22 protein-coding genes and 1 pseudogene are annotated in these 23092 nt (G+C 75.6%); 9 read left to right on the top strand and 14 right to left on the bottom strand.

Annotated elements, in window-relative coordinates; genetic code table 11:
• Positions 1–11: 11 nt before the first annotated feature.
• The 9 genes from KVT14_RS12720 to KVT14_RS12680 all read right to left on the bottom strand — a co-directional run bounded on the left by KVT14_RS12720 (position 12) and on the right by KVT14_RS12680 (position 10565).
• Positions 12–1454 (bottom strand): MFS transporter, encoded by a 1443-nt coding sequence (locus KVT14_RS12720; RefSeq protein ID WP_217616000.1) that lies wholly within the window; start codon positions 1452–1454, stop codon positions 12–14.
• Positions 1451–2947, bottom strand: a complete 1497-nt coding sequence (locus KVT14_RS12715) for an allophanate hydrolase (RefSeq protein ID WP_217615999.1) — start codon at positions 2945–2947, stop codon at positions 1451–1453. The genes KVT14_RS12720 and KVT14_RS12715 overlap by 4 nt, the downstream gene beginning before the upstream one ends.
• Positions 2944–3618 (bottom strand): urea amidolyase associated protein UAAP2, encoded by a 675-nt coding sequence (locus tag KVT14_RS12710; RefSeq protein ID WP_217615998.1) that lies wholly within the window; start codon positions 3616–3618, stop codon positions 2944–2946. The genes KVT14_RS12715 and KVT14_RS12710 overlap by 4 nt, the downstream gene beginning before the upstream one ends.
• Before the next feature lie 2 nt (positions 3619–3620).
• The gene (locus KVT14_RS12705) at positions 3621–4457 is read right to left on the bottom strand and encodes an urea amidolyase associated protein UAAP1 (RefSeq protein ID WP_217615997.1); all 837 of its coding nucleotides are present in this window, start codon (positions 4455–4457) and stop codon (positions 3621–3623) included.
• 9 nt (positions 4458–4466) lie between these two features.
• Complete coding sequence (locus tag KVT14_RS12700) at positions 4467–5108, bottom strand: cysteine hydrolase family protein (RefSeq protein WP_217615996.1); 642 nt, start codon at positions 5106–5108, stop codon at positions 4467–4469.
• Between the two features lie 36 nt (positions 5109–5144).
• Positions 5145–6143, bottom strand: coding sequence for an ABC transporter permease (locus tag KVT14_RS12695; protein WP_147794062.1), 999 nt, complete (start codon positions 6141–6143; stop codon positions 5145–5147).
• 72 nt (positions 6144–6215) lie between these two features.
• Complete coding sequence (locus tag KVT14_RS22440) at positions 6216–7100, bottom strand: ABC transporter permease (RefSeq protein ID WP_210417357.1); 885 nt, start codon at positions 7098–7100, stop codon at positions 6216–6218.
• Complete coding sequence (locus KVT14_RS12685) at positions 7097–8854, bottom strand: ABC transporter ATP-binding protein (protein ID WP_217615995.1); 1758 nt, start codon at positions 8852–8854, stop codon at positions 7097–7099. Before KVT14_RS12685 ends, KVT14_RS22440 begins: the two co-directional genes overlap by 4 nt.
• Positions 8855–8948: 94 nt before the next feature.
• Positions 8949–10565 (bottom strand): ABC transporter substrate-binding protein, encoded by a 1617-nt coding sequence (locus KVT14_RS12680; protein ID WP_217615994.1) that lies wholly within the window; start codon positions 10563–10565, stop codon positions 8949–8951.
• Positions 10566–10820: 255 nt separating this feature from the next.
• Here KVT14_RS12680 and KVT14_RS12675 point away from each other — a divergent pair, with 255 nt between their 5' ends.
• Entirely contained in the window at positions 10821–12086 is a 1266-nt protein-coding gene (locus tag KVT14_RS12675; protein ID WP_217615993.1) for an amidohydrolase family protein, read from the top strand.
• Positions 12079–12810 carry a TetR/AcrR family transcriptional regulator gene (locus tag KVT14_RS12670; RefSeq protein ID WP_217615992.1) on the top strand — a complete coding sequence of 244 codons (732 nt, stop codon included), beginning with the start codon at positions 12079–12081 and terminating at the stop codon, positions 12808–12810. The genes KVT14_RS12675 and KVT14_RS12670 overlap by 8 nt, the downstream gene beginning before the upstream one ends.
• 143 nt (positions 12811–12953) lie before the next feature.
• On the opposite strand, the gene KVT14_RS12665 is transcribed toward KVT14_RS12670, so the two are convergent.
• The 3 genes from KVT14_RS12665 to KVT14_RS12655 form a co-directional block, all read right to left on the bottom strand.
• A complete protein-coding gene (locus KVT14_RS12665) occupies positions 12954–13880 on the bottom strand; it encodes a glycine betaine ABC transporter substrate-binding protein (protein ID WP_217615991.1) in 927 nt (308 codons plus the stop codon).
• A gap of 97 nt (positions 13881–13977) precedes the next feature.
• A complete protein-coding gene (locus tag KVT14_RS12660) occupies positions 13978–14877 on the bottom strand; it encodes a proline/glycine betaine ABC transporter permease (protein ID WP_308161054.1) in 900 nt (299 codons plus the stop codon).
• Positions 14874–16226, bottom strand: a complete 1353-nt coding sequence (locus KVT14_RS12655) for a glycine betaine/L-proline ABC transporter ATP-binding protein (RefSeq protein ID WP_217615990.1) — start codon at positions 16224–16226, stop codon at positions 14874–14876. The genes KVT14_RS12660 and KVT14_RS12655 overlap by 4 nt, the downstream gene beginning before the upstream one ends.
• Before the next feature lie 541 nt (positions 16227–16767).
• Between KVT14_RS12655 and KVT14_RS12650 the strand changes: the two genes are divergently transcribed.
• The 5 genes from KVT14_RS12650 to KVT14_RS12630 all read left to right on the top strand — a co-directional run bounded on the left by KVT14_RS12650 (position 16768) and on the right by KVT14_RS12630 (position 21392).
• The gene (locus KVT14_RS12650; RefSeq protein WP_254630856.1) at positions 16768–18201 is read left to right on the top strand and encodes a sensor histidine kinase; all 1434 of its coding nucleotides are present in this window, start codon (positions 16768–16770) and stop codon (positions 18199–18201) included.
• Positions 18202–18253: 52 nt separating this feature from the next.
• Entirely contained in the window at positions 18254–18919 is a 666-nt protein-coding gene (locus KVT14_RS12645; RefSeq protein WP_217615989.1) for a response regulator transcription factor, read from the top strand.
• Positions 18920–19083: 164 nt separating this feature from the next.
• Positions 19084–19674, top strand: coding sequence for a hypothetical protein (locus KVT14_RS12640; protein ID WP_217615988.1), 591 nt, complete (start codon positions 19084–19086; stop codon positions 19672–19674).
• A 46-nt stretch (positions 19675–19720) separates the two neighbouring features.
• Complete coding sequence (locus tag KVT14_RS12635) at positions 19721–20032, top strand: hypothetical protein (protein WP_217615987.1); 312 nt, start codon at positions 19721–19723, stop codon at positions 20030–20032.
• 121 nt (positions 20033–20153) lie between these two features.
• Positions 20154–21392 (top strand): acyltransferase family protein, encoded by a 1239-nt coding sequence (locus KVT14_RS12630; protein WP_217615986.1) that lies wholly within the window; start codon positions 20154–20156, stop codon positions 21390–21392.
• On the opposite strand, the gene KVT14_RS12625 is transcribed toward KVT14_RS12630, so the two are convergent.
• The gene (locus tag KVT14_RS12625; RefSeq protein WP_217615985.1) at positions 21382–21945 is read right to left on the bottom strand and encodes a hypothetical protein; all 564 of its coding nucleotides are present in this window, start codon (positions 21943–21945) and stop codon (positions 21382–21384) included. The two genes, KVT14_RS12630 and KVT14_RS12625, sit on opposite strands and share 11 nt — an antisense overlap.
• A 102-nt stretch (positions 21946–22047) precedes the next feature.
• On the opposite strand from KVT14_RS12625, the gene KVT14_RS12620 reads away from it, so the two are divergent.
• Both KVT14_RS12620 and KVT14_RS12615 read left to right on the top strand, forming a co-directional pair.
• Positions 22048–22344, top strand: coding sequence for a nucleotidyltransferase family protein (locus KVT14_RS12620; protein ID WP_217615984.1), 297 nt, complete (start codon positions 22048–22050; stop codon positions 22342–22344).
• Between the two features lie 19 nt (positions 22345–22363).
• A complete protein-coding gene (locus KVT14_RS12615) occupies positions 22364–22675 on the top strand; it encodes a HepT-like ribonuclease domain-containing protein (protein ID WP_217615983.1) in 312 nt (103 codons plus the stop codon).
• A 146-nt stretch (positions 22676–22821) separates the two neighbouring features.
• On the opposite strand, the pseudogene KVT14_RS12610 reads toward KVT14_RS12615, so the two are convergent.
• A pseudogene (locus KVT14_RS12610) lies at positions 22822–23092 on the bottom strand (LLM class F420-dependent oxidoreductase); the annotation flags it as partial.

Here is a 23092-nt window from a genome sequence, read left to right as displayed (position 1 = left end):
TGGACGGGCGGTCAGACGGCCGCGACCGCCGGGCGGCGGGACAGGACCGCGACCAGGACCACCGCCACGACCATGACCGCCGCCGCCGCGGCGCCGAGCACCGCGTAGCCCGGGCCGGCCACGACCCAGCCGCCCACCAGGGCGCCGAGGCCGGTGCCGAGCGAGATGATCGACGAGTTCAGCGCCACGACCAGCTGGCCGTGCCGGCCCGCCAGCGTGAGCAGCACGTTCTGCAGGGGGGAGTTCATCGCCCACGCGGCGAACCCCCACAGCGCGAAGACCGCCAGCGCGGTCCACGCGGTCGCCGTGGCGGGGGTGAGCAGCAGCAGCGCCACCACCGACGTCGTCAGCGCCAGCACGATGCTGCGGGCGGCGCCGAACCGGTCGGCGAGCCGCCCGCCCACGACGTTGCCCGCCACACCCGCCACGCCGTAAGCCAGCAGCACGGCGCTGAGCAGCGCGCCGGTCAGCCCGCCGAGGTCGGTGAGCAGCGGCGACGAGTAGGTCTGCACCATGAGCGCCGACGCGGTCTCCAGCATCGACACCAGCAGGACGACGGCGACCAGCCCAGGCAGCGCGGGGCCGGCGCCGGCAGGCGCGGCGGTGGTCGCCGGGGTGCCGGTCGACCGGGCACGGGGTGACTCGTCCGGCACGACGACCGGCGCGGCCACCGCGAGTTCGGTGCGTCCAGCCGAGTTCGGTCCCTCTGACGTCCGAACTCGGCTGGAGGGACCGAACTCAGCGGCGGCAGCCGGTGCCGGGCTTGCCGAGGGCGACCCGGCGGCCGACGGAGCCGCCGCGACCGCGCACGGGACGCGGACCAGCGCCAGGACGCTCACCAGCGCCACCAGCGCCAGGCCGCCCACCAGGGCGTAGACGCCGCGGTAGCCGAGCGCCGGGCCGAGCAGGTTGCCCGCCGGCGCCCCGAGCACGGTCGCCGTCGTCAGCCCGCCGAACACCGTCGCCACCGCCCGCCCTCGCCGCCCGGGCGGGGCCAGCCGCGCGGCGAGCACCGTGGCCGTCGGCGTGAACCCGCCCGCCGCCACCGCCGACAGCCCGCGCAGCGCGGCCACCTGGTCGTAGGTCGTGGCGAACGCCGTCGCGCCGGTGGCCAGCGCGAACAGGCCCAGCGCGACGGCCATGAGCAGCCGGCGCGGCACGCGCCCGACGACGAGCGTCAGCAGCGGCGTGGACACCGCGTACGTGAAGCCGTAGACGCTGACCAGCGTGCCGACCTGGCTGACCGACACGTCGAGCTCCGCGGACACGCTCGGCACCAGCCCGGCCATGACGTACGAGCCGAACCCGATCGCGAACGTGCCGGTCGCCATCGGCCAGAGCCGGGGCCCGCGCGCCCCGGTGGGGCCCGGGGACCCCGCGGGCGGTGCGGGGGACGAGACCGCGCCGCCCGCACCGCCCGCGACGCCCGGCCCGGTCGCGGCGCCGACGGTCACGCGGGCACCGGGCTCGCGGCCCGGTCCCCGTCGACCCCCGCGCGCGTCCCGGCCGCGGGCGTCCCGGCCGCGAGCGACCCAGCCCCGAGCGACCCAGCCCCGAGCGACCCAGCCCCGAGCGACCCGGCCGCGGCGGCGCCATCGGCCCCCGGCCCCGGCGGCGCGCCGTCCAGCACCTCCCACGCCCGCGGCCCGGCGACGGCCAGCAGCCGCCCCGCGAGGTCCAGCGCGGCGCCGTCCGCGAACCCGCGGGTCAGCACGGAGACGCCGACCCGCTCGCCGGGCACCCCGGCGTCGACCGGCACGGCCACCGCGGCGTACCCGAACAGGTTGCAGAAGTTGGTGTAGGTCCCGAGCCGGGAGTTCACCGCCACCGGCGCGCCGGCCACCTCGGCCAGCGTCGGGTGGTGCGTGGTCGTGGGCAGCAGCAGCGCGTCGGCGTCGCCCAGCGCGGCCTCCGCGACGACGCGCAGCTCCGCGAGCGTGACGAGGTCCGCGGCGTACCGGTGCGCGGGGAGCTCGCCCGCGGCGCGGATGATGCCCGCCACCACCGGGTCCAGGCCCTCGGGCTCGGAGTCCACCAGCGCGCCGACGGCGGCGTACCGCTCGGCGACGAACGCCCCGTCGTACAGCAGCCGCGCGGCGTCGAGGAACGGCGTCAGGTCGACCTCGCGCAGCGTCCACCCCGCGGACCGGAGCGACGCGACGGTCGCGTCGAACGCCGACCGCCACAGCGGGGCGAGCGCGTCGAGGTCGGCCGCCCGGGGCACCGCGAGCACCGGGGCGTCCGGCGCGGGCGCCGCGACGTCGGCGGGCACGGGCCGCGCCGCCAGCGCGTCCACCCCGTCCGGCCCCGCCATCAGGCCCACCGCGAGGGCCGCCAGCGGCAGCGACCGCGCGAACACCCCCACGCAGTCGAGCGACCGGCACGCCGGCAGCACCCCGGTGGTCGGCACCAGCCCGGGCGTCGGCTTGACCCCGACGACGCCCTGGAGCGCGGCGGGCACCCGGTTCGACCCGGCGGTGTCCGTGCCGAGTGCGAGGTCGACGATCCCGAGCGCGACGGCGACGGCCGACCCGGACGACGACCCGCCGGAGATCCGGTCGGGGTGGTCGGCGGACCGCACCGCGCCGTAGGGGCTGCGGGTGCCGACCAGGCCGGTGGCGAACTGGTCGAGGTTCGTCTTGCCGAGCACCACGGCGCCGGCCGCCCGCAGCCGGGCGACGGCGGTGGCGTCGGCGGCCGCGGTCCAGGCCACGCCCGGGCAGCCCGCGGTGGTCGGCAGCCCGGCGACGTCGATGTTGTCCTTGACCGCGACCAGGCGGCCGAGCAGCGGCAGGTCGGCCCCTGACGCCGCCCGGTCGGCCTGCGCGCGCACGTCGGCCTCGACGTCGGCCCGCGGTCGCAGGTGGATCCACACCTCGGGCCGGTCGACCTCGGCGATCCGGGCGTAGGCGCGCGCGACCGCGTCGAGCCCGGGCGCCGAGGTCACGCCGCCCCCTCGGTCACGATCATCCGCACCGGCGTCGGGTCGAACCCGTTGCACGGGTTGTTGATCTGCGGGCAGTTCGACACCAGCACCAGCACGTCGCGCTCGGCGCGCAGCGTCAGCGACAGGCCCGGGGAGGAGATCCCGTCGACGATGCCCAGCGCGCCGTCCGCCTCGACCGGCACGTTCATGTACCAGTTGATGTTCGAGACGAGGTCGCGCTTGCCGAGCCCGTGCCGGGCGCCCTCGGCGAGGAAGTTCTCGACGCACGCGTGCTGGTGCACGGTGTGGTGGCCGTACCGCAGGGAGTTCGACTCCTTGGAGCAGGCGCCGCCGATGGTGTCGTGCCGGCCGACCTCGTCGTGCACGAGCGTCATCAGCGCGTCGCCGGTGCCGGCCCGCAGCACGGACCCCTGCACCAGGTAGACGTTGCGCTGGGCGGCGATTGTGTCGGACGCGGAGTACCGCACGGAGGTGTCGTGCGCGTCGTAGAGCAGGCAGTCGACGGCCTGGTTGCCCTCCAGGTCGACGATGGTGAGCTCCTGGCCGGCGCGGACGACGGTCGACCACGCGGACCGGCGCGGGACGACCTCGTCGAGCACGACGGCGGCGCCGGCGAGGCGCGCGGGCAGCGCGTCCGTCGACGGGGCGGGGGAGGTGGGTGCAGCGGTCATGGTCACAGTCCCCTCGCGCGGGCGTAGTCGATGGTGTTGGCGAAGGCGCGCTCCGCCTCGGGGCCGACCGTGGCCTCGGGCGCGTCGTGCCCGGCGGGCGCCCCGCGCCAGGCGCGGACCCGCAGCGGCGTCGACACGTACTCCGCGCGCGGGTCGACCGGGTGCGGCACGTTGGCGAGCAGCACGACGCACGGCAGCTCGAGCCGCAGCCGGACCCGCGCACCGGCGCCGGCCGACCCGGTGAACTCCGTCGTGCCGTCCTCCGAGACCCGCACGCCCTGGAAGAACGACAGGCTCGGCGGCACGTCGCGCGCGTCCAGCCCGTTCTTCAGCGCGGCGAGCAGCAGCAGCTCGCGTCCGGCGGGGGTGCCGCCCTGCGGGGACCCGTCGCCGTACCGGGCCTCGTTCGCGGCCTTCGACGACGTCCCGGCGAAGGTGTCGTGCCGGCCCGAGGTGTCCTCGACGACCGTCGCGAGCACCCGGCCGCGGTCGGACAGCAGCATCGAGCCGGCGCCCAGGTAGGCCTGCCACTGGATCTTCACGGTGTCGGCGACGTTCAGCCGCTCGTCGACCTGGACCGCGTTGGTGAGCACGAGGTGGGCGCACGCGTCGCCCTCCAGGTCGGTGAGCTCGAGCACCGAGCCGCGGGCGAGCACGACGGTGGTGTAGTTCCCGCCGGCGACGGTCTCGGCGTGCAGCCGGTCCTCGGGCGCCACGTCGGCGGGCCAGTCGGCGGCGGTCGCCGCGGGCACGGTCGGCATCGTGCCGACGACCGTGCCGCCCTGGGCGCGCGCGTGGTCGCGCGCCCCCAGCGGCGAGGCGGTGGAGATGCTGGTCATCGGTCCTCCTCAGACGGCCTGGGCGGTGGTGGCGAGCGCGCGCTGCACCTCGGGGTTCGGCTCCGCGGTGACGAGCCACTGCTGCACGTCCTCCGCGGTGACCAGCGCGTCGCGCTGCAGGTAGTCGATGGCGCGCAGCGCGGCGTCGTGCGCCTCCTGGGAGGACCCGCCGACCGCGTCGGTGACGACCCGCACCCGGTAGTCGTGCTGGTGGGCGTCGACGGCGGTGTAGTGGATGCACACGTCGGTCAGGCCGCCGATGAGGATGACGGTGTCGGCCCGGTACGCCTTGAGCACGATCTCCAGCTCGGTGCCGAAGAACGCGGAGTACCGGCGCTTGCGGATCAGGAACTCGTCGGGCCGCGGGTCCAGGCCCTGCGCGAGCTCGGTCTCCGGCCAGCCCTCGACGCAGTGCGGGCCCTCGGCGCCGTCCAGCTCGCGGCCGATGTCGATCAGCGAGGGCTTGTGCACCTCCTGGATCCAGACGACCGGGATGCCCTGCTCGCGGCAGGTGGCGATCATCTTGCGCACGCGCGGCGCCCGCTCGGTGCGGCCGGGCATGTACGGGATCTCGGTGCGGGACTCGGCGCGCTCGACGTCGCCGCCCTGGATGTCGACGACGATGAGCACGGCGTTGCCGGTGACGTTCATGGGGGTGGTTCCTTCCGGGGGGTGGTGCGACCGCGCTCAGGCGAGGGCGATGCGGCGGTCGGCGGCGGCCTGGAGCACGTCGACGACGGTGTTGAGCAGGACGTAGACGACGCCGAGCAGCAGGGCGACGCCCGCGATGGCGGGGAAGTCGGAGGCCGCGACGGACTTGTCGAGGTAGGAGCCGACGCCGGGCCAGTCGAAGATCTTCTCGACGACCACCAGGCCGGCCAGGAGCATGCCCGCCTGGATGCCGACCATCGACAGCGTCGGGCCGAGGGAGTTCCGGACGGCGTGCCGCACGAGGATCTGCCGCTCGCCCATGCCGGCGGCGCGGGCGGTGCGGGCGTGGTCGGCGGCCATGTTGGCCTTGAGCCCGTCCACCAGCACCCGGCCGATCGCGACCGCGGGGGAGATGGCGGCGCACAGGGCAGGCAGCGCGAGGTGCGTGACGGCGTCCCCGGCCACGTCGAACCGGCCGGCCAGCAGCCCGTCGAGCACCAGGAACCCGGTCGGCCCGGCGGGGGCGTCCCGCAGCCCGGTGCGGCCGCCGGACGGCAGCCAGCCGAGGTTGCCGTAGAACACCAGCAGCGCGACCATCCCGAGCAGGAACGTCGGGGCGGCGGCGCCGCTGAGCAGCACCACCCGCACGATGCCGGCGCCGCGCCACCGCAGCGTGGTGAGGGCCGCGAACGCCACGCCGAGGACCAGCGCGATGCCGAGCACCCACGCCGCGAGCTCGAGGCTGGCCGGCAGCACCTGGGCCAGGTTGTCGGCGACCGGGGTGCGGCTGCGCAGCGAGTTCTGCAGGTCGCCGTGCAGCAGGCCGTCGAGGTACGTGAGGTAGCGCTGCACCAGGGGCTCGTCGAGGCCGAGGCGCTCGCGGGCGGCGGCCACGGCGTCGGCGGAGGCGTTGGCGCCGACGTACGCCTTCGCGGGGTCGACGCCGCTGACCTCCTGGAGGCCGAACAGCGCCATCGTCAGCGCGAGCAGCACGCCGATCGTCGCGGCGACGCGCTTGACCAGGAACATCACCATGCGAGGGCCTCCTCGGCGGCTCGGGACGGGCGGAGGGCGGCGGGGACGGCGGGGGCGGCGGGGCGGCGCATCTCAGCGCCCCCGCATCAGGTCGCGGACGCCGTCGCCGGCGAGGTTCGCCGCCAGGGCGATCACCAGGACCGCCAGGCCCGGGAAGATCGGCACCCACCAGGCCTGCAGCAGGTACGCCATGCCCTGGGCGGCCATCGCGCCGAGCTCCGGGGCGGGCGCCGGCGAGGACAGCCCGATGAACGACAGCCCGGACAGCGCGACCACCAGCCCGCCGACGTCGAGGCTCGCGGCGACGACGATCGTGGAGCGGACCCCCGGCAGCAGGTGCCGGGTCACCCGGGTGCCCCACGGGGTGCCGGCGAGTCGCGCGGCCTCCAGGTGCGGCCGGGCGGCCCACGCGCGGACCTCGCCGCGGACGAGCCGCGCGTACAGCGGCCACCAGACCACCGCCACGCCGACCAGCGCCGAGGTGAACGACGCGCCGAGCGCGGCGGCGACGGCCATCGCGATGACCAGGCCGGGCAGCGCCAGGAACAGGTCGGTGGTGCGCATCAGCAGCGCGTCGACCCAGCCGGGCAGCGCCCCGGCCAGCAGGCCGATCAGCCCGCCGACGAGCACGCCGGACGCGATCACGATCACCGCGGCCACCAGGCTGGACCGCATGCCGAACAGGAGGCGGGACAGGATGTCGTAGCCCAGCGCGTCGGTGCCGAGCAGGTGCTCGGGGCTCAGCGGCGGCAGGAACGCCTCGCCGCTGCGCAGGACCGGCGAGTGGGGCGCGAGCACGGGGGCGGCGAGCGCGACGGCCACGATCAGCGCGAGCGCGCCGATGGCGACCAGGTCGACGCCGAGGGCGCGGTGCCGGACGGCGGTGACGCGGGCCCAGCGGCGGGCGGCGCGGGTGGTGGCGCCGCCGGGGGAGACGGCGAGGTCGGCGGTGGTCACAGCGCGGCTCCGATCGTGGGGGTGGCGACGCGGTCGCGGCGGTGCTGCGGGCCGGGGATCGCGCCGAGCAGCGTGCGGGTGTACTCGTGCTGCGGGCGCTCGCAGACGTCGTCGGTCGCGCCGACCTCGACGATCCGGCCCTCGCGCATGACGGCGACCCGGTCGGCGACGATCCGGGCGGCGGCGAGGTCGTGCGTCACGAACAGCACGGACATCCCGAGCTCGCGGCGCAGCCGGCCGATCAGGTTGAGCACGGTGGCGGCGAGCGACACGTCGAGCGCGCTGGTCGGCTCGTCGCACAGCAGGACGGTCGGCGGCACGATGACCGCGCGGGCGAGCGCGACGCGCTGCCGCTGGCCGCCGGAGAGCTGGTCGCCGCGGGCCCGCGCCGTCTCCGGCGGCAGGCCGACCGTGCGCAGGGCGTCGAGGACGCGGTCGGTGCGCTCCGCGCGGGACATGCCCGTGACGTGCGCCTGCAGCCGCTCGTCGAGCATCGTGCCGACCCGGAGCCACGGGGTGAGCGAGGCGCCGGCGTCCTGGAACACCATCTGCGGGGCGGCGCCCGCGGCGACGGTCACCTCGCCGGCGGTGGTGGTCTCCAGCCCGGCGACGACGCGCAGCAGCGTCGACTTGCCGCAGCCGGACTCGCCGACCAGCGCGACGGCCTCGCCGGCGCGGACTTCGAGGTCGACGCCGCGCAGCGCGGCCAGCTCGCGGCGCTTCCACGGCGGGCCGCTGCGGAACACGCGGTGCGCGTCGCGGACGGTGACCGCGGCGCCCTCGCGCAGGACCACCGGGGGCCACACCTCGGGGAGCCCGGGGGCGGGCGCGCCGGGGGCGAGGTCGAGCACGCCGTCGGCGCCGACGGCGACGTCGTCGTCCGCGGGGGCCTGGGCCGGGGCGGTGCTCGCGGGCACGGTGGCGCTCGCAGCGCCCGCAGTGGCCACCGGCATCGCCGCCAGCGGCCGGTCCCGCGGGGTCCGCAGGTCGATCCGCGACCGCAGCAGGTTCTTCGTGTACGCGTGCGTCGGGTTGCCGAACACCTCGTCGACCCCGGCGGACTCGACGATCCGCCCGTGCTGCATCACGGCGATCCGGTCGCAGACCTGCGCCGCGACGCCGAGGTCGTGGGTGACGAACACGATCGAGCAGCCGATGTCCTCGCGCAGCGTCAGCAGCAGGTCGAGGATCTGCGCCTGCACCGTGACGTCGAGGGCGGTGGTCGGCTCGTCGGCCAGGATCAGCGAGGGGCGGCGGGCGACGGCGAGCGCGATCATCACGCGCTGGCGCAGGCCGCCGGACAGCTGGTGCGGGTAGGCCTTCAGCCGGTCCGCGGCGCGGGGGATGCCCACGTCCTGCAGCAGGGACAGCGCGTGGGCCCGGTCGCGGGTGACCTCGCCGAGCTGGCGCCCGATGGTCATCGTCGGGTCGAGCGAGGTCATCGGGTCCTGGAACACCGCGCCGACGTGCTGCCGTCGGGCGGCGCGCCGGGCCGCGTCGGAGGCGCCGACCATGTCGGTGCCGGCCAGGTCGACCGCCCCGGAGACCACCGGCCGGGCGGAGGCGGGCAGCAGGCCCATGACCGACAGGCCGAGGATGCTCTTGCCCGAGCCGGACCCGCCGACCAGGCCGACCACCTCGCCGCGCTCGACGGTGAGGTCGACGCCGCGGACCGCGTGCACGGTCTCGCCGTCGCGGGTCAGCCGGACGTCGAGGCCGTCGACGCGCAGCACGGGGCTCTCGGCAGCGGGCATGGCGGTCTCCTTGGGGAGGGAACGAGGGGTGGAGCCCGGGACGGGGCCGGTCAGGGGGTGACGACCCCGCCCCGGGGTCAGGGGTGGCGCGGGGTCAGCCCCGGCCGAGGGCCGCGAAGTGCAGCACGTCGTACTCGAGGACGTTCTGCGCCTCGGTCGTGCCGGTGACGTCCGGCGTGGTCAGCAGGGTGGTGTTGAGCGACCCGATCGAGTACCAGTAGCGCGTGGCGTTGATCGCCTCGGCGACGGGGGCGTACGCCGTGATGTCCTCGCTGGCGCGGGCGGTGTCGAGCAGGTCGGTCAGGCCCGGCACCTCGGCGCCGAACAGGTCCAGGCCGCCGGCCGGGGTGTAGATGATGCTCGCCCAGGCGTCCGGGTGGCCGGCGTCGGGGAACACGGAGAACACCGCGAGGTCCGGGCCCTCGGCGCCCTCGTCGGCGATGCCGTAGATCGTGCCGGCGGAGTAGGCGACGGCCTCGGCGGGGATGCCGGCGGTGCTCAGCCGCGAGCCGAGCTCCTCGGCGACGGCCTTGCCGTCCGCGCTGGACCCGGCGTACGCGATGCGCACGGTGCCGGAGGCCGGGGTGCCCAGCGCGTCCCAGGCGCCCTCGTCGTAGGCGATGCCCTGGTCGTCGATGCTCGCGTCGACCATGCCCTGCGGGAACAGCTGGTCGGTCGGCACCTCCAGGCTGCCCATGGCCTCGTCGATGATCGACTCCTTGTCGATCCCCGCGAACAGCGCCTCGCGGTCCGCGACGTCGGCGAGCCAGGCCGAGCCCGGGTTGACGTAGATCATCTGCGTCGTGAAGTTCGGGAAGGTCGACGTCGTGACGTCCTCGCTGCCCTCGAACGACTCGAACGAGGTCTTGTTGAGGTTGCCGAGGATCGCGTCGATCTCGCCGCGCTCGAGCTGCAGCTGCGCCGACGAGGCGTTCTCGGCGACCTGGATCTCGATGGACGTGAGCTCCGGGGCGTCGCCCCAGTAGCCGTCGTACGCGGTGAGCTCGTAGCGCTCGCCCGTCTCGACCGCGGTCAGCTCGTACGGGCCGGTGCCGGCGTCGTGCGTCGTCAGGTAGGTCTGCGCGAAGTCGTCGCCGGCCTCGTCGGCGAGCACCGTCGGGCTCACGAGCTTCACGCCGAACGGCGAGGCGAGGTAGTCGAGGAACGCGGCGTTCGGCGCGGTGAGCGTGACGACGGCGGTGAGGTCGTCCGGGGTCTCGACGGACGCGACGTCGCCGACCATGTACGCCGGGCCGGCGTCGACCTGGGTGCGCCGCTCGAACGACGCCTTCACCGCCTCGGAGGTGAGCTCGGTGCCGTCGTGGAACGTGACGCCCGACCGCAGGGTGAACGTGTAGGTGAGGCCGTCGTCCGAGACGGTCCACTCCTCGGCGAGCTCGGGGACGATCGTCGGCTCCTCGACGCCGTCTGCGTAGGCCACCAGGCCCTCGTAGGTGTTCTCGATGATGTTGAGGCCGGGGCCGTCGTAGTTGACGTCCGGGTCCGGCGGCGTGGTGTAGCCGGTGAGCATCACGGCGGTGAAGGTGTCGTCGCCGCCGGCGGACCCGCCGCCGACGGTGCCGCTCTGCCCGCAGGCGGTCAGGGCCAGCAGCCCGGCGACGGCGGCGGCCGCGGTGGCCGTGCGCGTGCGGGCGGCGGTGCGGGTGCGGCGGGCGGACCGCGTGGTGGCGCGGGCGGTGCTCGGGCTCATGCTCGGTGCCTCTCGGTCGGGGGTGCGTCGACGGGGTGCGGGAGGAAGGGGCCGCGACGCCGAGGGGAGGGAGGTGCGGGGGAGGGGCAGACCCGGGGATCCGCGCCGTGGTGCGGCCGACGCATTTCCTGTCGGTGACCGGAAAAGTAGACCCGGGTCGTTGCCACGGGGTTGCGCGGTGTTGCCGGGACGTAAAATCTGTCTGTGACAGGTAATGGGCTAGCCTGGCCGCTCCCGACCCCGAGGAGCCCGCCCGTGACCGACCTGCTGCTGCGCGACGTGCGCCTGATCGACGGCACCGGCGCCGACCCGCGGCCGGGCACGGACGTGCTGGTCTTGGACGACCTGATCGCCGCCGTCGGGCCCACCGGGACCGTCGTGCCCGGCGCGGCGACCGCCGACCCGGCGCGCCTCGACGTCCTCGACGGGGCGGGCCGCACGCTGCTGCCCGGGTTCCTCGACTGCCACGTGCACGTCAGCACGTCGCCCGGCGGCGACACCCTCGGCACCGTCCTGGCGCCGGAGTCGCTGCTCACCCTGCGGTCCGTCCCCCACCTGTCGGCGACCCTCGACGCCGGGGTGACGACCGCCCGCGACCTGGCCGGGGCGGACTCCGGGTTCCGGGACGCGCTGGAGCAGGGGCTGGTGCGCGGCCCGCGGCTCCAGGTCGCCATCCGGATCCTGTCGATCACCGGCGGGCACGGCGACTGGCGCACGATCGAGGGGGTCGCGCTGGACACGGGTCCCGGCGCGGGGGCGGTGGCCGACTCGCCGGCCGAGTTCGTGCGCGCGGTCCGCGAGGTGCTGCGGCAGGGCGCCGACTGGGTCAAGGTCGCTGCGACCGGCGGCATGGGCAGCCCCCGCAGCCACCCGGAGTCCGGCGGCCTGTCCGAGCCCGAGCTCCGCGCCGTCGTCGAGGAGGCCGACCGGCACGGCGGGGTCGGGGTCGCCGCGCACGCGCAGGGCGCCGCGGGCATCGCCGCCGCGGTCCGGGCCGGGGTGCGCAGCGTCGAGCACGGCTACCTCGTCGACGACGCCACCATCGACCTGATGGGGGAGCGCGGCACCTGGCTCGTGCCGACGCTGTCCACGCTGACCCGCCCGGTGGCAGAGGGGGTCGCGCCCTGGGTCGCCGCGAAGCGCCGCGCTCTGAAGGACACCGCGCGGGAGCGGCTGCACGCGGCGATCTCGGCCGGCGTGCCGGTCGCGCTCGGCACCGACGCCGGCATCGCCCCGCACGGCACCAACCTCACGGAGCTGGCGCTGCTGGTCGAGCACGGGCTGTCGCCGGCCGCCGCGGTCGTCGCGGGCACCTCCGGTGCGGCGCGGATGCTCGGGATCGCGGACCAGGTGGGCACGGTGGCGCCAGGGCTGCGCGCCGACCTGGTGCTCACCGACGCCGACCCGCTCACCAGCATCGACGCGCTCGCGGACCCCCGCCGGGTGCAGGTCGTGGTGCAGGATGGGCGGGTCGTCAAGGACGCCCGCGCCGACGACGGGAGGACGGTGGACCGTGGCTGAGCAGGCCGAGGCCGCGCCGCGCCGCCGGGGCCGGCCGCGGTCGGCCCCGCGCGCGAACTCCGCGCTGAGCACTCGCGAGGAGATCCTGGCGGCCGCCGCGTCGCTGTTCGGCTCGCAGGGCTACACCGAGACCACGACCCGGCAGATCGCCGACGCCGTCGGCATCAAGCAGGCGTCGCTGTACTACCACTTCGCCGACAAGAGCCAGATCCTGCGCTCGCTGCTCAAGGGCACCGTCGCGCCGTCCGTGCAGTTCGCCGACTGGCTGCGCACCGCCGGCCCGGACGGCGGCCCCGTCGACCCGGCCGCCGCGCTCGCGGGGCTCGCGCGGTACGACCTCGACGGGCTGCTGCGCGACCGGTGGAACCTGCACGTCGTCTACCGGCTGCTCGACATCGCCGAGACCGAGTTCGTGGAGACCCGGGAGAGCCAGGTCGCGCTGCGCGGGCACTACCGCGCGCTGTCCGTGGCGGTGCTGGAGCGGCAGGGCGTCGACGCGGCGGCCCTGCCCGACACGGACCTGGAGCTGGCGTTCGGGCTGGTCGAGGGCATCATCAGCCAGCGGCAGTGGGGCGACGACGGCACCCGCGCGGCCTACGCCGAGGCCGTGGTGCGCGGCTGCCTGCGCCTCGTGCACGTCCCGGAGCCGGACATCGCAGGAGCCGTCGCGGCGGGCGAGTCCCTGGCGGCCCGCTTCCGCGAGGCGGTCCCGCAGCCGGACTGACCCCGCCCCCGGGAGTGGAGCGTTCTGCCCGACACGCCGGCGCGTGTCGGGCAGAACGCTCCACTCGTCTTCACTCCCGGGCGCACGACGACGCCCCGGCCACCTGACGGTGACCGGGGCGTCGCGCGCGGAGCGGTGGGGCGTCAGACGCCCGCCTTCTCCTTGAGGTCCGTGACGAAGTCCGGGTTCTCGTCGAGCCACTGCTGCGCGGAGCCGGTCGGGTCCGACCCGCCGTCCTCGTTGAACATGAGGTTCTCGAGCGAGAACAGCTGCTCGTCGGTCAGCTCGAACGCGCCGATGAGCTTGGTCAGCGTCGGGTAGTCCTCGCCGAAGCCGGTGCGGCCGACGGTGTGGATCTCCTCGGCCTCGCCCATGGCGCCCTCGGGGTCCTCGAGGTCGCGGACGGGGTAGGCGTCGTACGCCCAGTGCGGGCGCCACAGGGTGACGGCGATGTTCTCGCCGGCGTCGGTCGCGCCCTTGAGCTCGGCGAGCATCGCCGGGGTCGAGGAGACGACGAACTCCATGTCGTCCAGGCCGTAGGTCGGGATGGCCTCGTCCTGGGTGATCCGGGTGAGGCCGGCGCCGGACTCGATGCCGACGATCCGGTTGCCGAACGCGTCGGCGTTCTCGGCGAGCTCGTCGATCGAGGTGATCGGCGCGTCCTCGTTCACCGCGATGGTGAGGCGGGCGTCGTCGTACCAGACGCCGAGCTGCTCCATGTCGTCGCCGTACTGCTCGAGGTAGTCCTCGTGCGTCGTGGGCAGCCACATGTCGAAGTTGACGTCGAAGTCGCCGCCGGCGAGGCCGGTGTAGACGACGCCGGCGTCGGCCTCCTGCGACTCCACCGTGTAGCCGTCCTCCTCCAGCATGGTCTGGAACAGCGCCGACACGGCGATGCCCTCGTCCCAGCCGGAGTGCACGCCGATCGACACGGTGGGCAGGTCGCCGTTCTCGAGGCGTTCCTCGTCGGAGGCGCTGCCGGAGCCGCCGTCGGAGGCGCAGGCCGTCAGGGCCAGGCCGGCGACGAGCGCCGAGGCGGCGAGGGCGGAACGGCGGGTGCGGGTGCGCATGTGTGTCCTTTCCGTGGGCGCGCGGCGTCGTGCCGCCGCCCGGGTGGGGGTGGGTGGGGTGCGGGACCGCCGAGCGGCCCCGGTGGGGTGGGGGGCGTCAGGCCTTCGTCGCCGCGGCGACCGCGCGGGCCGTCTTCGAGCGGGTGCCGAACGCCGAGGTCACGCGGTCGAGGAACATCGCGAGGATGACCACGGCCAGGCCGGCCTCGAAGCCGAGCGAGACGTTGACGCGCTGCAGGGCCTGGACGACGTCGCCGCCGAGGCCGGGGGCGCCGGCCATGCCGGAGATGACCACCATCGACAGGGCGAGCATGATCACCTGGTTGACGCCGGCCATGATCGTCGGCATCGCCAGCGGGAGCTGGATCTGCCGGAGGATGCGGCCGTCGGAGGAGCCGAACGCGTGCCCGGCCTCGACGACCTCGCGGTCGACCTGCCGGAGGCCCAGCTCGGTGAACCGGACGCCGGGCGCCATCGCGAAGATGACGGTCGCGACGATGCCGGGGACGACGCCGACGCGGAAGATGACGACGGTCGGGATGAGGTAGACGAAGGCGGGCATCGTCTGCATGAAGTCGAGCACCGGCCGCACGGCCCGGGACACCCGGTCGTTGCGGGCGGCCCAGATGCCGAGCGGGATCGCGATGACGAGCGCCACGACGCTCGCCAGGATGACCAGCGCGAGGCTGTCCATCGCGTTCTCCCACTGGTTCACGCCGGCGATGACGACGAGCCCGGCCAGCGTGCCGACGGCGAGCTTCCACCCCTTCGCGAACAGCGCGACCAGCGCGAGCGCCACCGCGATGAACCAGAACGGCGGGCCGCTGAGCACGGTGTCGAGGCCGTCGTAGGCGCCCTCGAAGATGCTCTTGATCGCGGAGAACAGGCCGCGGAACGTGGTGGTCACCCAGTCGACGGCGACGTCCACCCACTCGCCGAGCGGCAGGCGGGGGACACCCTGGTCGGTGGACTCGAGGGCGAGGATCGGGGCGGTCACGCGCGCACCTCCGTCGTGTCGGCCGCACGGCCCGCGCTGGGGGCGGCGGTGGTGGCGTCCGGCGCGGTGCCGAGCGGGTCGGCCTCGGGCGCCGGGGCCGCGGTCGGGTCGGCGTCACCGGCTGCGGGAGCGGCGGCCTGCTCGGCCGTCGGGGTGCCCTTCGGCGGGGTGCTGGTGTCGACGGGGACCATCGCCTCGAGCAGGATCGCCCGGGGGATGACGCCGACCAGGCGGCCCTTGTCGTCGGTCACGGGGACCGGCAGCGGCGACTCCGCGGCGGGCGCGAACACCTCGGCCAGCGGGGTGTCGACGGACACCGAGGTCAGGCTGTCGTCGATCAGGCCCTCGAGCGTGTCCTTGCCGGCGCGGGTGGCGTCGACGGCGTCGGCGTCCCGGACGATGCCGCGCAGCACGCGGGTGCGGTCGACGACGTAGGCCGCGGCCACCTGGGCGTCGCGCATGGTGCGCAGCGCGAGGCGCGGGCCGCCCCCGGCGAACGCGACGGCGGCGGGCCGGCGCATCACGGAGGCCGCGGTCAGCACGCGGGTGCGGTCGACGTCGGCGACGAACTGCGCCACGTAGTCGTCGGCGGGCGCGGACAGGATCTGCTCGCTGGTGCCCACCTGGACGACGCGGCCGTCGCGCATGACGGCGATCCGGTCGCCGAGGTACATGGCCTCGTTGAGGTCGTGCGTGATGAACACGATCGTCTTGCCCAGCGTCTGCTGGAGCTCGAGCAGCTGGTCCTGCATCTCGCGGCGGATCAGCGGGTCGAGCGCGGAGAACGCCTCGTCCATCAGCAGGATGTCGGTGTCCGCGGCGAGCGCGCGGGCCAGGCCGACGCGCTGCCGCATGCCGCCGGACAGCTCGTGGGGGAGCGAGTCGCCCCACTCGCCGAGGCCGACCATCTCGAGGGCCTCGTCGGCCTTCTTCCGGCGCTCGGCCTTGTCCACGCCCTGGAGCGCCAGCGGGTAGGCCGCGTTGTCACGCACCGTGCGGTGCGGGAGCAGCGCGAAGTGCTGGAACACCATGCTGACCTTGCGCTGCCGGATGGACCGGAGCTGGGCCGCGCTGACGGCGCTGAGGTCGTCGTCCCCGAGGACGACGCGCCCGGCCGTCGGCTTGAGCAGCCCGTTCAGCATCCGGATCAGGGTCGACTTGCCGGAGCCCGAGAGCCCCATCACCACGAAGGTCTCGCCGCTGCGGATCTCCAGGTCGGCGTCGATCACCGCCGCCGTGCCCCACTGGCGCACGTCCTCGCGGGACGACCCGTCGCGGAGCCGCTTCACCGCCTCGTTCGGCCGGCGGCCGAACACCTTGTACACGCCTTCGACGCGCAGTCCTGTCACTCATCCACCTCGTCACGTCATGACGCGCGGCCCCATCCCCTCCGCGGGCGGAGGTCGGGTGCGCCCCGGGGGTGGGGCGCGCCGGGGGCGCAGCGTCGGTCGGCAGCGCCGCGCGGCCCGCCCGGAGGGGGCCGGTTGCGCGGCGGCGGGACACGCCTCGGCCCTCGCTGCCGCACCCCGGGGGAGGGGCGCTGCGAGGGCCGGAAGCAGGCGTCGCACGCCGACCATTCGTCGATCTGGTCGGGATCCACCGTGCCCCATCTCGGCGCGGATCGCGAGGCGCGGACGTGTCGAAACGGTGCGTCGTGGGACGATTTTACCTAGGTAAAGTCGGCCTGACCTGCAACTTTACCATTCCTTGTATTGTTACCGCTTTGTGACCTGGCGGTCGGGAACCCAGGGGTGCCGACCCGGGGGACGTCCCCCGGAAGGGTGGGTGGCGCACCGGGTGCCGCCGGGCGCACCCCGCACGGGACGATGGTGGGGTCCGACCGACCCGGGGCGCCACCGCGGCGCACCGGCCCCGCACGAGGAGCACGCCATGTCCGCCACCCAGCCGGCCCCCGCCGGACCCGCCGGCCCGGCCGCGGCCCACCCCGGCGGACCGCACCCCGCCGCGTACGCCCCGGGGTCGCCGGTCGCGACCGTCCCGGTGCACCTCACCGCCGACCTGCCGCGTGGTGCGATCTGGGCGCCCGGGGTGATGGGGCGGGCCTGGCGCGAGTACGGCTACCTGTTCCTCGCCCTGCTGATCGCGCCGTTCGCCTTCGCGTACGCGGTGGTCGCGGTCGTGCTGCCCCCGTCGGTGGCGATCACGGTCGTCGGCCTGTTCGTGGCGGGCTGGGTGGTCGTCGGCGGCCGGATGTGGGCGGCGCTCTACCGGGGGATGGCGCGCGGGATGCTGGGCACCTCGATCGCGGCGCCGATGCCGCGTCGCCGGCGGCGCGGGTTCTGGCGCCGGCTCGGGGTGCTGCTGGGCGACGCGCCCGGCTGGCGCGGGGTCGCGTTCGGGGCGCTGTCGCTGCCGCTCGCGATCGTCGGGTTCGTGGTGCCGACGACCTTCCTCGCCGTCGCGCTCGGCGGCACCACGCACTGGTTCTGGTACCGGTGGCTGCCGCTGCAGGAGGCGTCCGACGGCACGCTGCACCGCGGGGCGTCGTTCGGCACCGACTACTTCATCGACACCCCGCCGCGGCAGTGGATCCTGATCGCCGTCGGCCTGCTGGCCTTCCTCGCCTGGCACCGGCTCACCCTCGGGTTCGCGCACCTGTTCCGGCTGCTCAGCACCAGCCTGCTCGGCCCGACCGCGTCCAGCCTGCGCGTCGCGCACCTCGAGCAGACCCGTGGCACCGCCGTGACCGACGCCGACACCCGGCTCCGCCGCATCGAGCGCGACCTGCACGACGGGACGCAGGCCCGGCTGGTGGCGGTCGCCATGCAGATCGGCGACGCCCGGGACCGGCTCGCGCACGAACCCGGCGCCGACCCGGCGACGGTCGGGCTGCTCGACGAGGCGCACGGCGCGCTCAAGGACACGCTGACCGAGCTCCGCGAGATCGCCCGGGGCATCCACCCGCCGGCGCTCGACAACGGGCTCGCGGTGGCGCTGGAGACGCTGGCCGCGCGGAGCCCGGTGCCGGTGACCGTCGACGTCGACCTGGCCGCCGCCCGGCCCGCGCCCGAGGTCGAGACGATCGCGTACTTCGCGGTCGCCGAGCTGCTCACGAACGTCGTCCGGCACTCGGGCGCGACCGGGGCCTACGTCCGGGTCGAGGCCGACGGCGGCGCGCTGTGGCTGCGGGTGCGCGACGACGGCCGGGGCGGGGCTCGCCTCGGGCTGCCCGGCGCGTCCGGCGGTTCGGGCCTGGCCGGCCTGGCCGACCGGGTGGCGACGGTCGACGGCGAGCTCGACGTCGACAGCCCGGTCGGAGGCCCTACGGTGGTGACCGTGCACCTGCCGCTGAGCGCCCGATGAGCCGACCGGCTCCCCGCCCGTCGCACGTCCGCACCCCGGCGGGGGGTGCCCCGTGCGGGTCGTGATCGCCGAGGACTCGGTGATCCTCCGCGACGGGCTCGCGGCGCTGCTCGCCCGCCGCAACCACGAGGTGGTCGCGGCCGTCGGCGACGGGGACGCGCTCGTGCAGGAGGTCGCGGCGCTCGCGGCCGCCGACGCGCTGCCGGACATCGCCGTGGTCGACGTGCGGATGCCGCCCGGGTTCACCGACGAGGGGCTGCGCGCCGCGCTGACCCTGCGCGAGACCCACGCCGGCCTCGGCGTGCTGCTGTTCTCGCAGTACGTCGAGACCCGGTACGCCGCGCAGCTGTTCGGCGGCGACGCCCGCGGGGTCGGCTACCTGCTCAAGGACCGGGTCGCCGACGTCTCCGACTTCCTCGACGCGCTGGAGCGGATCGCCGCCGGGCGCACCGTGCTCGACCCCGAGGTCGTCACGCAGCTCATGGGCGCCGCGCGCGTCGACCCGGGCATCACGCGGCTGACCCCGCGGGAGTCCGAGGTGCTGGAGCTGATGGCGCAGGGCCGGTCGAACGGGGCGATCGCCGACGCGCTGGTCCTCACGTACGGCGCCGTCGAGAAGCACGTGACGGCCATCTTCGGCAAGCTCGACCTCGCCCCCGACGCCGGCGACCACCGCCGCGTCCTGGCGGTCCTCCGCTACCTCAACCTGGAGGCCTGACGCCGGCGCCTGCCCGGCGCGCGTCCCCGGCGCGCGTCCCCGCCCGAGGTCGGCGGTCGCGCCCGAGGTCGGTGGTTCCGCACCCCCTCCCGCGGACGGAAGCCGCGACCTCGCGCTAGCGTCGGTCGAGCGCGCCCGCGCCAGCCGACGGAGGGACCCCCGCCATGCCGAAGCTCACCGCACCGCAGCTGCTCTGGACGGGCGTCGTGCTCGTCGTCGTCGGCATCATCGGGGGCTGGATCGGGCAGGCGCTGTTCATCGAGCTGCTCTACCGGGCCTCCTGGCTGTACGGGTTCGCGCAGACCGTGGGCAGCGCGCTCACCGTGGTCGGCGCGGCGATGATCGGCGGGGCGTTCGTCGTGGGCGCGCTCCAGCGCGGGCCGTCGGCGCCGCGGCCGGCTCCGCCGGGGCAGCCGTACGGCGGCGTCCCGGGGCAGCCGTACGGCGGCTACCCAGCGGCGGGCGGGTACGCGGCGCCGGCGGCGGGCGGGTACGCGGCGCCCGCGGCGGGTGGATACGGCGCCCCCGCGGCTGGCGCGTACGGCGCCCCCGCGGGTGGGTTCGGCACCCAGGCGGTCGGTCACCGGGAGCCCGCGCCGGGCGGGTACGCCGCCGCGCCGGCGCCGAGCGGGTACGCCGCCCAGCCCGGCGCGCCCACGTCCGCCCAGGGCGCCGACCCGGCCCCGGCGCCCTCGGCCGAGCCGCAGCCGTCGCCCGAGCAGGACCGCCCGGCCCCCTCGGCCGGCGACCGCTAGCCGGAAACCCCGCGCGACCAGGGCGTCCGGCGTTACGGTCGAGGACGTGGCCGGGTCTCTCCCGGCGTCGACCGCGAACCGGGAGGACCCCGTGCCGAAGCTCACCGCCCCTCAGCTGTTCTGGACCGGCCTGGTGGCGGTGGTCCTGGGCGTCGTCGGGAGCGCGGGTGCTCAGGTGCTCTACGTCGACCGGCTGTGGGCCGCGCCGGAGGCGTTCGCATTCCTGTCGGCAGCGGCCACCGGTCTCACCGTGCTCGGCGCGGCGCTGGTCGCCGGCTCGCTGGTGCTCGCGGGCGTGCGACGGCACGCCGGCGCGGTGCCGGATGCGGGGGACAGCCCCCGTCCGACGTCGGGTTGACCGCCACGCAGGACGGGGGTCGCACCCGTTCTGACCTGCGGTTCCGTTCGACAGGCTGGTGCCGTGCCCGATCGCCGGGCGCCCGCGCGGGAGGCCGCGCGGTCCCCTCGGGAGCGCCGCCATGTCGACCGTCCTGCCTGCACCGTCCCGCGAGGCGAACACCCTCGCGCTCTCCGCCGGCCCCGCACCCACCCGCCCGGTCCGCGGCGCCGCCGCACCCGCGGTCCCGGCCCCCGCGGCGGCCGCACGGGCCCGTCGTGACCCGTTCGTCGACGGCGTCCGCGCCGTCGGCATCCTGCTCGTCGTGGCGCTGCACTGGCTGATGGTCGAGGCCACCTGGGACGGCGAGACGCTGGTCGTCGGCAACGCCCTCGCGCACGGCGGTGCTTGGCTGCTGACCTGGCTCCAGCCGCTGCCGCTGCTGTTCTTCGCCGCCGGGGCCGCGGCCCGCTACGACCTCGACCGGCACCCCGGCGAGCCCGGCTGGCGGTTCGCGGGCGTCCGGCTGCTGCGCATGGCGCGGCCGGTGGCGGTGTTCGTCGGGGTGTGGGCGCTGCTGGTCGCGGCGCTGCCGTGGCTCGGCGTCCCCACCACTGCCGTCGACCGGGTCGCCCGGATCGTGCCGCAGCCGCTGTGGTTCCTCGGCGTGCAGATCGGCCTGCTCGCGCTGACGCCCCTGCTGCTGCGGGCGCTGCGCCGGTGGGGCGCCGCCCGGGTGCTGGTCGTCGCGGCGGCGCTCCCGGTGGTCGTCGACCTGCTGCGGTTCTCCGACGAGGTCGGGCTGCCCGGTGCGCCGAACGTGCTGCTGGTCTGGGCGGTGCCGTACCTGGGCGGTCTGGTGTACGCCGCCCGCCGGCTCGCCGCGCCGGAGGACGTCGCCGCCCGCGACCTCGTCCCGGAGCGCACCGCGCTGACGCTGCTCGCGCTCGGCGGGTTCGCGGCCACGGTGCTGCTCCTGGCCGTCGGCCCGTACCCGCGGTCGCTGATCGGGATGCCCGGCGACGCGCTGTCCAACCTCGCCCCGCCGACCGCACCCGTCGTGGGCTTCGCGGTGGCGCAGGTCGCGGCGGCCCTGCTCGTCCGGGACGCCGTCGCCCGGTGGGCCGCCCGGTCGCGGCTGGTGCGCTGGGCCGGGTCACGGTCGATGGGGCTGTACCTGTGGCACCTGACGGCGATGTTCGCGGTGTCGGGCGTCGTCCTGCTCGGTGTCGGCGAGGTGCTGCCGGAGCCGTGGACGTGGGACTGGTGGGCGACCCGGGCGTCGTACCTCGGCGCCGCGGGGGTGGTCCTCGCGGGGCTGGTCGTGGCGAGCCGCGCGGCAGAGCGGCTCCTGCCGCGGCGCGCGCGGGTCAGTGCGTGAGCCAGCGCCAGGAGGCGAGGATGAGCTCCGCGGTGTCGCGGCACTCCGGGGGGTCGCTCGTCGCGTGGACCCAGCCCGCGACGAACGCCCAGCCTCCGTGGCTGAAGTGCCAGTCGCGCGACAGCACGCGGTACCCGGTGCCGTCGGAGGTCCTGACACCGATCTCGACGCGGACGGCGGGTTCCCCGGCGAACTGCGACGGGGTGGGCGGGCTCAGCACGACGTACCCGTGGTCGCTGACGTGGTGGGACACCGCCGCGGCCGCGGTCTCGGCCGCAGAGCCGGCGCGCGGCACCCGCCCGATGCACGTGCCCACGGCGACGGTGCGCCGGCCCGACGCCACGGCGAAGTCGGCGCGGGACCCGCTGGGACCCCGCCTGCGGATGTCGTGCGACGGTCCGCCGGTCTGCAGGACGTAGCCCGGACGGCCCGCTCGGTCCGGGGGCACGGTCACGAGCTGATCGAGCACGCCGGAGAAGGGCGGGTGGCCCTGGAGCCGGGCGCGCTGGTTCGCGCGCTCCCGGATGAAGGCGTCGGCGGCTCGTCTGATCACACCCAGGGCATCGGCACGCCGGGCCTCGTCCCTGATGGCGATCGTCCACAGGCCAGGAGGAGGGCTCGCGGAGCTCGGTGACCGGTCGCTAGCGTGGAGGGCATGGTCCAGCTCGACGACATCCTCAGGGACGCGATCGCCGCCTACTGCCGGCGCTACGGCATCGCGCGTCTCGATGTCTTCGGGTCCGAGGCGCGCGACGAGGCGACGGCCGACTCGGACGTCGACGTCCTGTACGACCTCGTGCCGGGCCGCCACCTCTCGTGGGAGGTGGTCGACGCGGCCGACGACCTCGCTCAGATCCTCGGGCGCCCGGTCGACCTCGTGTCCAGGCGAGCGCTGCACCCCCTGCTCCGGGACCAGGTCGAGGCCGAGGCCCGTCCGCTCTATGCAGCGTGACCGCCTGTAACTGACCGGGATGGTCGAGGCCTGCGCCCGGATCGTCGACCTGACCGACGGCAAGGCGGTCGCGGAGCTCGAGACCGAGCCGATGCTCCGCGAGTCCCTGCTCTGGAACTTCACCGTCCTCGGCGAGGCGGCGAACCAGGTCTCGGAGGGACTTCGTGAGGCTCATCCCGATGTGCCCTGGCGACGCGCCACCAGCATGCGCAACCGCATCGGGCACGGCTACTGGGCGATCGAGATGGACGTCATCCTGACCACCGCGCGGGACGTCGTGCCCGGGATGCTGGCCCGGCTCAGGTCCGCGTGGGCGACGCTCGACCACTGAGTCCGTCAACCGCCCCCGTTCGGGCCGGCGACCGCACTGCACGCGTCACGCCGGGCAGGCGCACGCGGGGGAACGGGGCTGGTCGTGGCGAGCCGCGCGACGACCCCGGCGCAGCCGAGCCGACGCAGCGGCCCGGCGCCCCCGAGTCACCGGGTCAGCGCCGGCAGCACGTCCTTCCCGAACACGTCGATCCACTCCCGCTGGTTCCGCCCCACGTTGTGCAGGTACACGTGCGTGAACCCGGCGTCGACGAACCGCTGGATCTCCGCCCGGTGCGCGTCCGGGTCCTCGGAGATCAGGAGCCGGCCCTCGAAGTCCTCGGGCCGCACCAGCCGCGCCATCTGCTCGAAGTCGTACGGGGATCGCACGTCGCCCTTGGGGAACTTCATGCCCCCGTTGGGCCACTCGGTCATCGCG

This window comes from Cellulomonas sp. GbtcB1, assembly GCF_019091725.1.
Taxonomy (GTDB): Bacteria; Actinomycetota; Actinomycetes; order Actinomycetales; family Cellulomonadaceae; genus Cellulomonas.
Note: the sequence above shows the minus strand (reverse complement) of the source record. Positions and strands in the feature narration are given on the sequence as shown.

Coding starts and splice junctions, on each gene's coding strand:
- KVT14_RS12700 (WP_217615996.1), bottom strand. CDS start 5,108: ATGAACGTCACCGGCAACGCCGTGCTCATCGTCGTCGACATCCAGGGC.
- KVT14_RS12650 (WP_254630856.1), top strand. CDS start 16,768: ATGTCCGCCACCCAGCCGGCCCCCGCCGGACCCGCCGGCCCGGCCGCG.
- KVT14_RS12685 (WP_217615995.1), bottom strand. CDS start 8,854: ATGCCCGCTGCCGAGAGCCCCGTGCTGCGCGTCGACGGCCTCGACGTC.
- KVT14_RS12680 (WP_217615994.1), bottom strand. CDS start 10,565: ATGAGCCCGAGCACCGCCCGCGCCACCACGCGGTCCGCCCGCCGCACC.
- KVT14_RS12705 (WP_217615997.1), bottom strand. CDS start 4,457: ATGACCAGCATCTCCACCGCCTCGCCGCTGGGGGCGCGCGACCACGCG.
- KVT14_RS12695 (WP_147794062.1), bottom strand. CDS start 6,143: ATGGTGATGTTCCTGGTCAAGCGCGTCGCCGCGACGATCGGCGTGCTG.
- KVT14_RS12710 (WP_217615998.1), bottom strand. CDS start 3,618: ATGACCGCTGCACCCACCTCCCCCGCCCCGTCGACGGACGCGCTGCCC.
- KVT14_RS12630 (WP_217615986.1), top strand. CDS start 20,154: ATGTCGACCGTCCTGCCTGCACCGTCCCGCGAGGCGAACACCCTCGCG.
- KVT14_RS12640 (WP_217615988.1), top strand. CDS start 19,084: ATGCCGAAGCTCACCGCACCGCAGCTGCTCTGGACGGGCGTCGTGCTC.
- KVT14_RS12615 (WP_217615983.1), top strand. CDS start 22,364: ATGGTCGAGGCCTGCGCCCGGATCGTCGACCTGACCGACGGCAAGGCG.
- KVT14_RS12665 (WP_217615991.1), bottom strand. CDS start 13,880: ATGCGCACCCGCACCCGCCGTTCCGCCCTCGCCGCCTCGGCGCTCGTC.
- KVT14_RS12620 (WP_217615984.1), top strand. CDS start 22,048: ATGGTCCAGCTCGACGACATCCTCAGGGACGCGATCGCCGCCTACTGC.